At 73.7% G+C, this 14,345-nt stretch carries 10 protein-coding genes and 1 pseudogene; 3 read left to right on the top strand and 8 right to left on the bottom strand.

Annotated elements, in window-relative coordinates; all coding sequences use genetic code 11:
* Positions 1-9: 9 nt before the first annotated feature.
* The 6 genes from KRR39_RS06815 to KRR39_RS06790 form a co-directional block, all read right to left on the bottom strand.
* A complete protein-coding gene (locus KRR39_RS06815) occupies positions 10-1,284 on the bottom strand; it encodes an HNH endonuclease signature motif containing protein (protein ID WP_216941315.1) in 1,275 nt (424 codons plus the stop codon).
* 401 nt (positions 1,285-1,685) lie between these two features.
* Positions 1,686-2,609, bottom strand: a complete 924-nt coding sequence (locus tag KRR39_RS06810; protein WP_216941314.1) for a LamG domain-containing protein — start codon at positions 2,607-2,609, stop codon at positions 1,686-1,688.
* Between the two features lie 82 nt (positions 2,610-2,691).
* Positions 2,692-3,339 carry a thymidine kinase gene (locus KRR39_RS06805; protein WP_254185557.1) on the bottom strand — a complete coding sequence of 216 codons (648 nt, stop codon included), beginning with the start codon at positions 3,337-3,339 and terminating at the stop codon, positions 2,692-2,694.
* 43 nt (positions 3,340-3,382) lie between these two features.
* Entirely contained in the window at positions 3,383-4,507 is a 1,125-nt protein-coding gene (locus KRR39_RS06800) for an alkaline phosphatase family protein (RefSeq protein ID WP_216941312.1), read from the bottom strand.
* Positions 4,504-5,088, bottom strand: coding sequence for a DUF5998 family protein (locus tag KRR39_RS06795; RefSeq protein WP_216941311.1), 585 nt, complete (start codon positions 5,086-5,088; stop codon positions 4,504-4,506). Before KRR39_RS06795 ends, KRR39_RS06800 begins: the two co-directional genes overlap by 4 nt.
* A gap of 38 nt (positions 5,089-5,126) precedes the next feature.
* On the bottom strand, positions 5,127-7,883 hold the full coding sequence (locus KRR39_RS06790) for a bifunctional acetate--CoA ligase family protein/GNAT family N-acetyltransferase (RefSeq protein ID WP_216941310.1): 2,757 nt from the start codon (positions 7,881-7,883) through the stop codon (positions 5,127-5,129).
* A gap of 77 nt (positions 7,884-7,960) precedes the next feature.
* Here KRR39_RS06790 and KRR39_RS06785 point away from each other — a divergent pair, with 77 nt between their 5' ends.
* From KRR39_RS06785 to KRR39_RS24450, 3 genes and pseudogenes are all read left to right on the top strand, one after another.
* Positions 7,961-10,486 (top strand): DNA gyrase/topoisomerase IV subunit A, encoded by a 2,526-nt coding sequence (locus KRR39_RS06785; protein WP_216941309.1) that lies wholly within the window; start codon positions 7,961-7,963, stop codon positions 10,484-10,486.
* Positions 10,487-10,498: 12 nt separating this feature from the next.
* A complete protein-coding gene (locus tag KRR39_RS06780; protein ID WP_216941308.1) occupies positions 10,499-11,191 on the top strand; it encodes an LppX_LprAFG lipoprotein in 693 nt (230 codons plus the stop codon).
* Between the two features lie 86 nt (positions 11,192-11,277).
* A pseudogene (locus tag KRR39_RS24450) lies at positions 11,278-12,093 on the top strand (MFS transporter); the annotation flags it as partial.
* A 783-nt stretch (positions 12,094-12,876) separates the two neighbouring features.
* On the opposite strand, the gene KRR39_RS06770 reads toward KRR39_RS24450, so the two are convergent.
* Positions 12,877-13,635: an SseB family protein gene (locus KRR39_RS06770; RefSeq protein ID WP_216941307.1), complete on the bottom strand. Its 759-nt coding sequence runs from the start codon at positions 13,633-13,635 to the stop codon at positions 12,877-12,879.
* On the bottom strand, positions 13,632-14,300 hold the full coding sequence (locus tag KRR39_RS06765; protein WP_216941306.1) for a hypothetical protein: 669 nt from the start codon (positions 14,298-14,300) through the stop codon (positions 13,632-13,634). Before KRR39_RS06765 ends, KRR39_RS06770 begins: the two co-directional genes overlap by 4 nt.
* Positions 14,301-14,345: the final 45 nt, after the last annotated feature.

The raw sequence follows: 14,345 nt of genomic DNA, 5'->3' as shown, positions 1-14,345 counted from the left end.
GGGCCGTGTCTAGGTCCGTCGGTGGAACTGGATCTGTCCGGTGGGCAAGTGGCTGGTGACGTAGGCCAGGGAGTGGGCCTTGCCGTGGTGGAACGCACACAGCAGCCGACCGTTCACCACGCTGGTGGGTCCGCCCTGGGACCAGGGCTGGTCGTGGTGGGCGTGGCACCAGGCGGCCGGCCGGTCGCAGCCCACCGTGGTGCAGCCCCGGTCCCGGATGGTCAGCGCGGTGCGCTGGGCCTCGGTGTGCAGCCGGGTCCGCCGCCCCAGATCCAGCACCACCGAAGGCGACCCCAGGGCGCGCCGCCAGACCGCGGGCACTATCCCGGCCTCGCAGGCCAGCTGCCGGGCTGCACCGGCCGACAGGGGCTGCCCGGTGTCCAAGGTGGCGGTGCCGAGCCCGGACAGCAGCTGGTCGTAGTCCAGCAGCACCACCACGGTCGCCGACATCCCGCCGGCCGACGGCAGCCGGTCGGCCGGCACCCGCTCCAGGAGCCGGCAGAACGCCTCCCCCAGCCGCTCGGGCCGCGACAGTCTCACCCGGCTGTTTGGCTGGTGCTGGTGCTGGTGCTGGTGTCGGGGGTTGGTGAAGGCGTGCAGCATCTTAGTCAGCATCGCCGCGTGCAGCGCCGGGATCTTGAACCGGCCGGTGTGGCTGCCGTCCGGGTTCGCCGACAGCTGCAGGAACGTCGCCCGGGCCGCCGCGGCCTCCTCGGCCTCCAACCGGGCACCCTCGGCGAGATCGGCGGCGTCGGGGTCGATCACCTCCAAGACCCGCCGCCCCAGCACCTTCAGCGCCGCCGCGTCGAACTCGCCGGCCGCCCGCACCAGGTGCGCCTCGGTCCGCCCCCGGTCCACCACCGACACTCCCTGCGGCAACGCCTGGATCGAACGGACGATCACCGCCGCCTGGGCGACATCGACCCGGCCCGCGGCCAACGCGTCCCGGGTCACGCTGAACCCGGTGTCCAACGCCACCGCGAGAGCCACCTCGGCGTGCGCGGCACCCCGGCTCCGCCGAGTGACCTGGGCCAGCCAGGCACCGGTCGAGGTCGCCGCCGAGTCCGCGGCCACGTCGTTGCGGTCCGCCGCAGCCAGCACCCGCAGCCGCAGCTCGGCCAGCCGGGCCTCGGCCCGGGCCAGCCCCACCACCACCGTGCGCTGCTCGTCCGGGGTCATCGACCACGCCGGCGCCTCCGCGAGCCCGTCCAGCACCCGGTGCAGCCGGCCGGAGAACCGGGCGATCGGATGCGCCTGGTCCTCGGTCCGGATGGTCGTCGACATACCCACCACGCTAAGAACAACCAGCCATCACTTCCGAACAGATGTCCGCACCCGTGCACAACCCACACCCCCCGAGGCCTGGGGACGAAACCCGGCCACGACGCAGCGCACCGAACACCCGAAAGCCCGGACCCAGCAAAACCCGGTTGCCGGCCGACCCGGCGACTCTGGCGACGCGGCTCTGACCGCGCGTGACGACCCGGACGATCATCCGATGACGCCACCCTGTGCCGAGCGGGATGGGGTGGTGGGTGTCGCGCCGCCTGCGACCCCGCGCCCGCCCGAACGCAGCCACTGGCGGCACCGATCCCGGGATCGCCTCGCCAGACACGCCGGGTCAGCAGCCCTTCCGCCGCCAGAGGCACCGGGTCGGCGGGCCTCCCGCCGCCAGAGGCGCCGGGTCAGCGCCCCTCCCGCCGCCAAAGTCGCCGGGTCAGCGGCCCTCCTGCCGCCAAAGTCGCCGGGTCAGCGGCCCTTCGGCCGCCAGAGGCGCCGGGTCGGCGGGCCTCCCGCCGCCAGAGGCGCCGGGTCAGCAGGCGTGGGGGTAGGTCCCGCGGGTGGCGGCCGGGGCGGCGATCGACCTCGCGTTGTGCCGGGCCAGCGAGTAGTAGCGCAGCCAGTCCATCTGCATCCGTCCCGGGTTCATCCGGGCGCCCGGCTGGTCGGCGAGCCGGAAGCGGAACGCGTACGACGCCCCCCGAGAGCGCCTCGCCGCGACGCTCGGTCATCACCACGCGGGTGTCCACGAACCAGGAGACGTGCGAGGGGGTCACCTCGACGGCGTAGGTGTGGAACGGTCCGGGGCGCAGGTTCAGGCGCTTGCTCGCGGTGAACTCGGCGTTCGGGAGGTTGCGGATCGCCATCCGGGCCCGGTCCGAGCCGAGCGCGTAGTCGGAGAGCACGATGCTCCGTGCGCCGCACCGGTGGTCGCCGACCGGGACGAGCTCCGCGACCACGTGGTACGGCGTGTGGCTGCGGGTGTACTGCTCGGCCCGGACGCGGGTCTCCCAGCGGCCGTACTGCCGCGCGTGGCCGGCCACCATGGCCACGACGTCGCCGCCGCCGGCGCTGCCGTTGATCGTGAGCATGCCGTGCTGGTTGTTGACCTGGCCCGGCCGGTTCTGCGCCCACATGCCCTTCACCGGACCGATGAAGTCGTCGGCCCACTGCGCGTTGCCCCAGCGGAACACCTTGCCGGCGTTCGTCGGCCGCGACTGCGAGACCGGGCGGGTGTCGGACTGCTCGACGGGGCCGGTCGCCACGAGGGCGGCACCGACGAGGGAGAGCCCGAGCAGGGCCGAGACGGAGCGGCGGAGGGGGGGCACAGCGCATGGAGGAGGTCCTCTGGTGGGCGACGCGAACCCGGACGACCCTACGCACACCGGACAGCGACCGCATCCCTGCTGGTCAGCTGAAGGGCAGCGGCTCGCCGATCATCGACACCGCCTGCGCGCGGGACGCGGTGAGCCGGCGGCGGTGGTGCTGGCGGCAGAGCACCTCGTAGCCGACCTCGGCGGGCTGGTGGTCGTCGACGTCGCCGACCACGATCACGTCGCCCTCGGTGACCATCTCGCCGTTCTCGGTGCGGGCGTTGTGGGTGGCCCGCTTGCCGCACCAGCACAGCGCCTCGACCTGGAGCACGTGCATCCGGTCGGCGAGCTCGACCAGGCGCGCCGAGCCCGGGAACATCGAGGTGCGGAAGTCGGTGAGGATGCCGAAGGCGAACACGTCCACCTGGAGCTCGTCGACGACCCGCGCCAGCTGCTCGACCTGCGCGGCGGAGTAGAACTGGGCCTCGTCGCAGATCAGGTAGTCGACGCGGCCGCCACGGGTCAGGGTCGCGACGACGTACTCCCAGAAGTCGAACTCCGGGCTGACCTCGATCGCCTCGTGCTGCAGCCCCAGCCGGCTCGACAGCGTCGCGGCGCCGGCGCGGTCCTGGCTGGTGAAGATCCGGCCGTGCCGGCCGCGTGCGGCGTGGTTGTGGTTGGTCTGGAGCGCGAGCGTCGACTTGCCCGAGTCCATGGTCCCGGTGAAGAACTGCAGTTCGGCCACGGCGGGCATGATGCCATGACCGGACCCCCGGACCGTGCCCGGCTCAGCCGACGAGGACCGGGATGAGCATCTCCGCCGAGGTCAGCGACCCGTGCAGGCCGATGAGCCGGGCCTCGTAGGGGAACCCGGACGTGCTCATCACCGAGAAGTCGTCGCGGGAGGCGACCATCACGTCCCCGAGGCGGGGGCGCACGCCGGGTGTCAGCGTCCCGAACCAGCCCCGCGAGACGGCGTCGTCGCGGGTGAGCACCTCGGCCCGGTCGCCGAGGACGGACCGCCAGGCCGCCAGCACGTCGTCCACGGCGCCGCCGCGGCAGTAGACGTGCCGGAAGCGCGCCTCCCCGCCGAGCACCGCGACGCCCGCGAGCAGCTCGGGGTGGTCGTCGACGTCGAGCCGGGCGGACGCCGGCGAGTCGACCATGCCGTGGTCGGCCACCACGACGATGCGTACGTCGCCGGGCAGCGCCTCGCGCAGCTGCTCGGCCTCGGCGTCGATCATCGCGAGCTGGAGCTGCCAGGACGTGGACGCGACGCCGTGCCGGTGACCGGTGAAGTCCAGGTCGCCGTCGTAGAGGTAGGTCAGCGACGGGCCGTGCGCGGAGGCGGCGACGGCCGCGGCCATCCGCTCCCCCACCAGGTCGGCGCCGACGAACTCGGCCCCGCGCTGACCGGCGACCGTCAGCCCCGAGCCGGCGAACTGCCGCTTGTTCACCACCGTGGTGTGCACGCCGGCGGCGGCCAGCCGGCCCAGCGCGGTCGGGTGCGGCTGCCACTCGTGGGGGTCGACCGACGGGCTCCAGGTCAGCGCGTTGAGCAGGTCGTCGGTGCCTGGGATCCGCGAGGTGAACCCGACCAGCCCGTGCGTGCCGGGCGTCAGCGCGGTGCCCAGCGAGGTCAGGCTGGTCGCGGTCGTCGAGGGCACCCCGACGGTGGCCGGGGCCTGGCCGTTCGGCCCGGTGAGCAGGTCGTGCAGGAACGGCGCCTGGTCCTCGTGGTCGCGCAGCAGCTCGTACCCGAGGCCGTCGACGAGGAGCACGACGTACTTCTGCGCCTCGGGGAGCTCGATCGACGACGGCGCCAGACCGGCGTCCACGCCGAGCGCGCGGGCGACGGCGGGCAGCACGTCCCCGAGCGACCGGTCCTCGTAGGCCGGCTGGACGAACGTCATCCGGCGGTGCGAGCCGACAGCGCGTCGGCGAAGCCGAGGAGGTTGGCCACGGCCTCGGGGCCCTCGGCCGCGGCGCTGACCCGCAGCGAGAAGTCGTCGGAGGTGAGCAGCCCGGTGTAGCCGTGGTCGGCCTCGCAGTCGGGGTCGGCGCAGCCCGCGGGCTCGAGGTCGATGCGGCCGACCGCGCCCCACCCGATCGTCAGGACCGCCTCGTTGGCGCCGGGCGCCGGGATCGGCTTGCCGGCGTAGGACTCGGGGTTCGCGACCATCCGGTTGACGACCACGGAGCGGATCGCGGAGATCGTGACCGCCTCGGTGGAGCTGGAGGTGTACGGCGCGGGCAGCAGGTCGTCGGGGGCGTGCTCGTCGGTGTGCGCCAGGATCAGCCGGCTCGGCGTCAGCACCAGCACCGTGACGTGGCGTCGTACCTCGTCGCGCTCGTCGATGGTGGGTTCGTGGTGCACCAGGAAGGAGACGACCTGCTCGCCGGCGACGGCGGCGTCGACAGCGTCCGACACGACGTCGGGGTAGTAGCCGGACTTCTCGATCGCGGTGCGCAGGTCACCGGAGGTGTCGCTCATCCCGACAGCCTCTCACGCAGCCGTGGCAGCCCCGTCCCCTAGTCGTGGAGCGTGTCCCCGGCCTGGGTGGACAGCCGGCGCACGAACCAGTCCGAGCGCGCGTCGGTCACCGGCTCGACCCGGCCGACCGCGTTCAGCACGGTGGCCCCGTCGGCACCGACGAGCACCAGGTTGAGCTCGAGCGAGCGCACCTGGGGCAGGTCGTTCTTGAGCTGGGCGAGCCGCAGCAGCAGGTGCTCGATCGCGTCGACGTCGACCTCCTCGCTGCCCCGGTAGCCGAACAGCAGCGGGGCGGCCCGGATCTCCCGGACCATGTCGCTGGCGTCCCCGCTGTGCATCGGCGGGATCCGGTAGGACCGGTCCCCCAGCAGCTCGGTCGCGGGCCCGGAGACGCCGAAGGAGACCACCGGCCCGAACAGCGGGTCCTCCATGCCGCCGAGCGACACCGGCACGCCGGGGCCCGCGTTCCGCTGGACGATGAACCCGGCCGCGGCCGGGTTGTCCACCAGCTCCTGCATGGACTCCCAGGCGTCGCGCATCTCGGCCTCGGTGTCGATGTTGCGCCAGACGTGCGCGAGGTCGGGACGCTGGCGCAGGTGCTCGGCGGTGGCCTTGAGCACGACGTCGTACCCCAGCTGCTCGGCCGCGGCGATCGCCTCCTCGACGGTGCTCACCTCGACGCGGTCCCACAGGTCGATGCCGTAGGCCGCGAGCAGGGTGTGCAGCTCCTCGAAGGTCAGGTCCCGGCCGCGGTCGTCGGCGCTCAGGATCTTGGAGACCAGCGACCGCGCGGTCATCGTGTCGACGCTGTCGGGGGCGACCAGCTCGCCGAGCGGCTTGGCCCGCCAGGCGGCGTACTCCACCACCCGGGCCAGCGCGCGGACGGCGGCCTCGACGGCGGGGTACGACGGCACGGACCCGCGTCCCGCCGTGCTGCCGGCGACGTCGGGGACGCGGAGCAGCTCGGGGATGCCCTCGGAGGCGAGGAAGGTCGAGACCAGTGGCTTGTCGGACTGCTCCCCCACTGCAGCCAGCACGTCGGCGACCTCCTCGCCGGTGGTGTTCAGCGGCGGGATGAAGACCGCCACCACCGAGTCCACCTCGTCGTCGTCGATGGCCGCGTCCAGCGCCTCCTCGAAGTCCTCGGCGGTGGCGTCGGCGCCGAGCGCGACCAGCTGGGTGACCTGGAGCCCGACGGTGACGGCCGCGTCGGCCGCGAGCAGGCCCAGCGCGTCGGAGTTGCCGACCACGGCGACCCGGCTGCCGCGCGGGAGCGGCTGGTGCGCGACCAGCTGGGCGACGTCGAACATCTCGTCGAGGGTCTCGACCTGGATCACCCCGGCCTGCCGGAACATCGCGTCCACGGCCGCCTGCGGGGCCAGCATCGAGCGCACGGCGTGCCCCATCGGCACGCCCTGGGTGGACCGGCCGGACTTCACCGCGATCACCGGCTTGCGCGAGGACACCCGCCGGGCGAGGCGGCTGAACTTGCGCGGGTTGCCGATCGACTCCAGGTAGAGCAGCACGACCTCGGTGTCCTCGTCCTCCTCCCAGTACTGCAGCAGGTCGTTGCCGGAGACGTCCGCCCGGTTGCCGGCGCTGACGAACGTGGAGAGCCCGAGCCCGCGGCGGGACACCTTCTCCAGGATCGCCACGCCCAGCGCGCCGGACTGGCAGAAGAAGCCGGCCCGGCCGCGCGGCGGCATCACCGTCGAGAGCGAGGCGTTCAGCGAGTAGTCCGAGGAGGTGTTGATGATGCCCAGGCAGTTGGGCCCGATCAGCCGCAGGCCGTAGCTGCGGGCCAGGCCGACGAGCTGGCGCTGCCGCAGCCGGCCCTCCTCGCCGGTCTCGGCGAAGCCCGAGGAGATCACGATCAGCCCGTGCACGCCCTTCGCGGCGCAGTCGAGCACCACGTCCTGCACCGCCTCCGCCGGCACCGCGACGATCGCCACGTCCACGGTGTCGGGGATGTCGCCGACGGTGGCGTAGGCCGGCAGGCCGGCCACCGACTGGGCCGCCGGGTTCACGACGTACACCCGGCCCTGGTAGTCACCGAGCACCAGGTTGCGCACCAGCGTCTGCCCGATGGTGTCGTGGCGGCGCGACGCGCCGATGACCGCGACGCTCTTGGCGTGGAAGAACCGCTCGATCGAGGCGGACTCGGCGCGGTGCTCGCGGGCCTGCATCACCGAGACGGAGGTGTCGGTGGAGTCGATCGGGAACACCAGCCGCATCACGCCGTCCTCGTAGCCGCCGGCCACGGTGTAGCCGGCGTCGCGGAAGACCTGCACCATCTTGCGGTTCTCGGGCAGCACGTCGGCGACGAACCGGTCGATGCCGCGCTCCCGGCCGGCCTGCGCCAGGTGCTCGAGCAGCAGCTGGGCGATGCCGCGCCCCTGGTGGGCGTCCTGGACCAGGAACGCCACCTCGGCCTCGACGAGCCGGCCGGACGGGTCCGAGGACTCCTCGGGCGGGATCCGGTCGAACCGGCCCACCGCGATCATCCGGTTGGCGACGGTCATCACGAACGCGACCCGGTCCCGGTGGTCGACGTGGGTGAACCGCAGCACGTCGCGCTCGGAGAGCCGGGGCATCGGCGCGAAGAACCGGAGGTACTTCGACTCCGCGGAGACCTGCTCGTAGAACTCGACCAGCAGCTCCTGGTCGTCGGCGCTGATCGGCCGCAGGTGGGCCACCCGGCCGTCCCGGAGCAGCACGTCGGCCTCCCAGTGCCGGGGGTAGCGCGCGGACGGGGCCGTCTCGGCGGTCGGGGTGCCTGACTCCGGAGTGCTCACGGGGGAAATCTACCGTTCCGGGGCGGCTGCGGCGTGCCCCCCGCGTGGCGGGAGGCGGCGACGTACAGAATGGCGGCATGGCCCGCTCCACCCAGCAACCTCCCCTGCCCGACGACTACGAGGAGCACATCCTCGACATCGACGTCGGCGACGAGATGCGCACCAGCTTCCTGGAGTACGCCTACTCGGTCATCTACAGCCGCGCGCTGCCGGACGCCAAGGACGGCCTCAAGCCGGTCCAGCGCCGGATCCTGTACACGATGGCCGACATGGGCCTGCGCCCCGACCGCGGGCACGTGAAGAGCGCCCGCGTCGTGGGCGAGGTGATGGGCCGGCTGCACCCGCACGGCGACGGCGCGATCTACGACGCCCTGGTCCGGATGGTGCAGCCCTGGTCGCTGCGGCTGCCGTTCGTCGACGGGCACGGGAACTTCGGCTCACCCGACGACTCGCCGGCCGCCATGCGCTACACGGAGTGCCGGATGGCGCCCGCCGCGGTCGCGATGACCGACTCCATCGACGAGGACACCGTCGACTTCAAGCCCAACTACGACAGCCGCGAGACCGAGCCGGTCGTGCTGCCCGCGGCGATCCCCAACCTGGTCGTCAACGGGGCGTCCGGCATCGCCGTCGGCATGGCCACCAACATCGCCCCGCACAACCTCGTCGAGGTGGTCCAGGCGCTGCGGCACCTGATCAAGCACCCGCAGGCGAGCCTCGACGACCTGATGCGGTTCGTCCCCGGCCCCGACCTGCCCACCGGCGGCAAGATCGTCGGCCTCGACGGGATCCGGGACGCCTACGAGTCCGGCCGCGGCTCGTTCAAGATGCGCGCGACCGCCCGGATCGAAAACGTCACCCCGCGCCGCAAGGGCATCGTGGTCACCGAGCTGCCGTACGGCGTCGGGCCCGAGCGGGTCATCGAGCGGATCAAGAGCCTGGTCCAGGGCAAGAAGCTGCAGGGCATCAGCGACGTGAAGGACCTCACGGACCGCGAGAAGGGCCTCCAGCTCGTCATCGAGGTCAAGAACGGCTTCGTCCCCGAGGCGATCCTCGAGCAGCTCTACAAGCTCACCCCGATGGAGGACTCCTTCGGCATCAACGCCGTCGCGCTCGTCGAGGGGCAGCCCCGCACCCTCGGCCTCAAGCAGATGCTGGACGTCTTCCTGGGCCACCGCTACGACGTCGTACGGCGCCGCTCGGCGTTCCGGCGCGCCAAGGCCGCCGACCGCCTGCACCTCGTCGACGGCCTGCTGGTCGCGATCCTGGACATCGACGAGGTGATCCAGCTGATCCGCTCCAGCGACAACGCCGAGCAGGCCCGGGCCCGGCTGATCGACGTCTTCGAGCTGAGCGACATCCAGGCGACGTACATCCTGGACATGCCGCTGCGCCGGCTCACGAGGTTCTCCAAGCTCGAGCTCGACAAGGAGCAGGCCGAGCTGCAGGCCACGATCGACGCGCTCGACGCGATCCTGCAGGACGACAAGCTGCTGCGCACGGTGGTCTCCGACGAGCTCAACGACGTCGCTAAGACCTACGGCACGCCGCGCCGCACGGTGCTGCTGGCCTCGGCCGGGCAGACCGTCTCGGCGGCCGTGCCGCTCGAGGTCGCCGACGACCCGTGCTTCGTCTACCTCTCGTCGGCCGGCCTGCTGGCCCGCACCGGCGACACCGAGCCTCCCGGCGACGGGGAGGGCCGCGCCAAGCACGACGTGGTGGTCTCGGCCGTCCGGACGACCGCCCGCGGCCAGGTCGGCGCGCTGACCACCACCGGCCGGCTGGTCAAGCTGGACGTGCTCGACCTGCCGACCCTGCCGGGCACCGCGAGCCACCCGCACCTGCAGGGCGGCGCACCGCTCAGCGAGTTCCTGTCCCTCGAGCCCAAGGAGCGGGTGCTCGCCCTGACCTCCCTGGACGCCGACTCCCCCGGCCAGGCGCTGGGCACCCGCCAGGGCGTGGTGAAGCGGGTGAACCCCGAGCAGCTCGCGAACCGCGACGCCTGGGAGGTCATCCGGCTCGCCGACGGCGACGAGGTGGTCGGCGCGGTCGAGCTGCGCACCGGCGAGGAGGAGCTGGTGTTCCTCACCTCCGACGCCCAGCTGCTGCACTTCGCCGCGTCCGGGGTCCGGCCCCAGGGCCGCTCGGGCGGCGGCATCGCCGGCGTGCGCCTCGCGGCCAAGCAGACGGTGGTGTTCTTCGGCGCGTTCACGCCCGACGAGTCCGCCGTGGTGGTGACCGCGTCCGGCTCCGGCACGGCGCTGCCGGGCACCGAGGCGGGGGCGGTCAAGGTCACCCCGTTCTCGGAGTACCCCGCCAAGGGCCGCGGCACCGGCGGCGTGCGCTGCCACCGGTTCCTCAAGGGCGAGGACACCCTCGTCTTCGCGTGGGCCGGTCCCGGGCCCGCGCGGGCGGCCGCGGCCAGCGGTGCCGCCGTCGACCTGCCCGCGGCCGACGGTCGCCGCGACGGCTCGGGCGTCCCCGGCACCCAGCCGGTGGTCGCCGCCTCGGGCCCGGTGGCCGGTCTGGTCGCCGGCCTGGAGGCCGGTGCGGTCCCGCTCCTGGACACCGAGGACCCCACGCTCCCGCTCGACGGTGCGTGACAGGCTGTGCGCATGAGGACCGCCGCGCTCCGCCCGCTCGCCGTCGCGCTCACGATGGCCGCCGCGCTGTCGGCCTGCTCGGGCTCGAAGGCGGAGTCCTCGACGAGCCCGGCCGACACTCTGGCCGCCGCGAAGAAGTCGCTCGACGAGACGCCGGGGGTGCGCATCGGGCTCTCGACGGCGAAGCTGCCGAGCGACGTCAACGGGCTGCTCGCCGCTGACGGCGTGGCCACCCACGCCCCCGCCTTCAAGGGCACCATCAAGGTCGCCGCCGGCGGGATCACCGCCGACGCGGCCGTCGTGGCCGTGGACGGCACCGTGCACGCCAAGCTGCCGTTCACCTCGAAGTTCGTGAAGATCGACCCGGCCGACTACGGCGCACCGGACCCGTCGACGCTGATGAGCCCCGACGCCGGGCTGTCCTCGCTGCTCACCGCGGCCCAGGACGTCACCGAGGGCTCGCAGGTGCGCGAGGGCAAGGTGGTGCTGAGCAGCTTCAGCGGCACCGTCCCCGGGAAGGCGGTCGCGGAGGTCATCCCGAGCGCCTCGGCGAGCGCCACCTTCGACGCGACGTTCACCGTCACCGACGACGACGAGCTGGCCAAGGCCGTGCTGACCGGACCGTTCTACCCGAAGTCCGACGACGTCACCTACACGATCACCTTCGACGACTACGGCACGAAGCCGACCATCACCGCCCCGTGAGCCAGCGGCTGCTGCTGTCGCTGGCCGCGGTCGCGGTGGCGTTCGCGGCCGCCGACACCTACGTCGTGGTGCTGGCCCTGCCGGACATGATGCAGAGCGTCGGCCTGGCCGTCGACGAGCTGCAGCGTGCGGCGCCGATCGTCTCGGGGTTCCTGCTGGGGTACGTCGCGGTGCTGCCGCTGGTCGGCCGGATCGCCGACCTGCGGGGCCGGCTGCCGGTCCTGGTGGGGTCGCTCGTGGTGTTCGCGCTGGGCTCGCTGGTCACCGCCGCGGCCTACGACCTGCCCAGCATGGTGACCGGCCGGTTCCTCCAGGGCGTGGGCGGCGGCGGCCTGGTGCCCGCGACCCTGGCGCTGGTCGCCGACCTCTACCCGCCGCAGCGCCGCGGCGTCCCGCTGGGCGTGGTCGGCGCCGTGCAGGAGCTCGGCAGCGTGGTCGGCCCGCTCTACGGCGCCCTGGTGCTCGCCGTGTCCGAGTGGCAGGCGATCTTCGCGATCAACCTCGCCGTCGGCCTGGTCCTGGCCGTCGCCCTGCGCTCCCTCGCCCACCCGTCACCCGTGCAGCACAAGCGGGACTGGCTCGGCGGCCTGCTGCTGGCGCTGATGCTGGTCGGCCTGGTGCTGACCATGGTCCAGCCGCCACCCCTGACCTCCCGGCTCACCGTCGGGCTGGCGTTCGTCCCGGTCGTCGGCGAGGCCCGCTGGCTGGCGCCGGTCGGTCTCGCGACGGTGCTGGTGGCGGTGGGGTTCGGCGCCCGGTGCCTGACCGCGCGACGGCCGCTGGTCGACGTACGCGGCTGGCGGGAGGTGGCCCGCCGCGCCGACCTGCTCGGTGCGACGCTGCTCGCCCTGGCGCTGGCCGGGATCATCCTGGCCTTCGCCACCGCCGACCCCGAGGTCTCGGTCTTCTCCCCCGCCGGGCCCTGGCTGCTGACCGGCTCGCTGCTGGCCGCGCTGGCCTTCTGGGTGCACTCCCGCCGCACCGCCGAGCCGCTCGTGCCACGGGGCGCGTTCGCGCAGCGGCCCGCCTGGGGCGCCCTGCTGGTGAGCTTCTTCGTCGGCGCCGCGCTGATCGCCGCGCTGGTCGACATCCCGATCTTCGCGCGGGTCACGGTCTACCCGACCTCGCAGCTCGACGCGGCGCTGGTGCTGGTCCGGCTGCTCGTCGCCCTGCCGGTCGGCGCGCTCGCCGGCGGCTACCTCGTCCGGCGGATCCCGCCCGGGGTCGTCACGGCGGCCGGGATGGCGCTGTCCGCGGTCGGGTTCGGGTGGATGTCGACGTGGGGGCTGACCAGCCTGTCGGACCCAATCGCGACGGTGCCCCTGGTGATGGCCGGCCTGGGGTTCGGCCTGGCGCTCGCCCCGGTCAACGCCGCGCTGCTGGCCGCCACCGAGGGCGCGGTGCACGGCATCACCAGCGCGCTGCTGGTGGTCGCCCGGATGGTCGGCATGCTCGTCGGGATCTCCGCGCTGACCACGATCGGGCTACGCAGGTACTACGCCGTGCAGGTCGACCTGCCTGCCCCCACGGACGTGTGCGCGTCCGGCACCCAGTGCGCGGCGTACACCCGGCTCCTGAAGGAGGCCGGGCTCGAGCAGCTCCAGACCGTGTTCGTCGGCGCTGTCGGTCTGCGCGGTGGTGGCGGCGGTGGTCGCCCTCGCCCTGCTGGGCCGGGTGCCGACCCGTCAGGCCCCGGTGACGTCGAGCGCGACGTCCTGAGCCGACGTGAGCAGCGCGGCCAGCCAGCGGGGCTCGCCGTTCACCACGACCACGGTCGGGCGGCGCGCCGCCTGCTCGACGAGGTCGAGGATGGCGAGGACCTCGAGACCCGGTCCGTCGGCGAGGTAGACCGGCCAGGTGCGGCCACCGACCCCGTCGAGCGCTGCCACGCAGCGGCGCACCCGGGCCTCGGGCAGCGCCGCCACGACGGCGCGGTCCAGGTCGGTCACCGCCTCGGGACCGGCCGTGACCCGCAGCTCCTCGCCCTCCACCGCGGTCAGCGCTGCCGGCGTCACGACGCCGGCAGCCGTCGCCACCAGCTGCCGGACCTGGTCCGGCTCCAGCGTCAGCTCGGCGTCCGTGGCGGGGTCGAGGCGGACCCCGACCTGGCCGCCGAACCCGCGCACGAGGTCGGCGAGGAACAGCGTGGTCATCGAGACCTCGGAGTCCTCCGGCGACAGCGAGGCGACCAGCCGGACCGGGGAGCTGAACACGTGCACGAACGGCACGCCACCCGATCGCGACACCGCCAACGTCCCGTCGGGCCCCGGGCTCACGAAGACCTGTTCGACGGTGAGCGCCCGGATCACGGGCAGGACGCTGCCGGCGCGCTGCGCCACCCGGCGGGCCAGGTCGAGCACGGACTCCACGTGGTCCCCCCGGCCCAGGCGCTGCCAGCGGGCGTGCGCCTCCTCGCGCTCCGCGGAGCCCGGTTCGAGGCTCATCCGAGACCCAACCCGCCCCGGTCGACCGGTGCCCGGCGGAACGCGGCGAGGACCCAGTCCTCCGGGTCGAAGGACGGCAGGCCGAGGCCCTTGACCGCCAGGTCGGACGCCGCCGTCCACGGACCGCGCCAGTCGCCCAGGTCCCGGCGCTCCTCCAGGCTGCGGAAGAGGCCGTGGAGCCCGAGGGGGCCCTGGGTGACCTCGCCGACCCACTCCCGCCGACCCGGCCACCAACGCGTTGACGAGAGGGCCGCCTCCACGTCCAGGCGCCCCCCACCCGCCGCCGCTAGCCGTCCCGACAGCCGGTCGAGCTCCTCGCGTGCCGCGTCGTGGGCGGGGCAGTCGAACCCGACCAGCCATGCCGGCACTGCCTCGGGCGCCGGCACGGACGAGATGAAGCGCTCCTGCTCCTGGGGGGACGGGTCGACGGAGCCCAGCGCCGCGCACCTCCGGGCGTCCGCCGCGACGTACGCGTCCAGGAGCTCGAGGGACGGGTTCTCCCCGAGCCGGCGCAGCACGCCGGCGAGGACGGAGGTACCGGGGGCCGGCGTGTGCGGGCGCCCGGTCAGCCACGGCAGGTGCACGGACGCGACGAACCGCGCACCCAGCCGGGACGTGGTGCCGTCGAGCAGGGCTGCAGCAGCGGCCGCGAGCTCCTCGGCCACGGGGGCAGCCTGCTCGTCCCACACGGCCTGTTGCCGACGACGGCG

This window comes from Nocardioides panacis (assembly GCF_019039255.1).
Classification (GTDB): domain Bacteria; phylum Actinomycetota; class Actinomycetes; order Propionibacteriales; family Nocardioidaceae; genus Nocardioides_B; species Nocardioides_B panacis.
The sequence above is the reverse complement of the archived record's forward strand: the minus strand, read 5'-3'. Positions and strand labels throughout refer to the sequence as shown.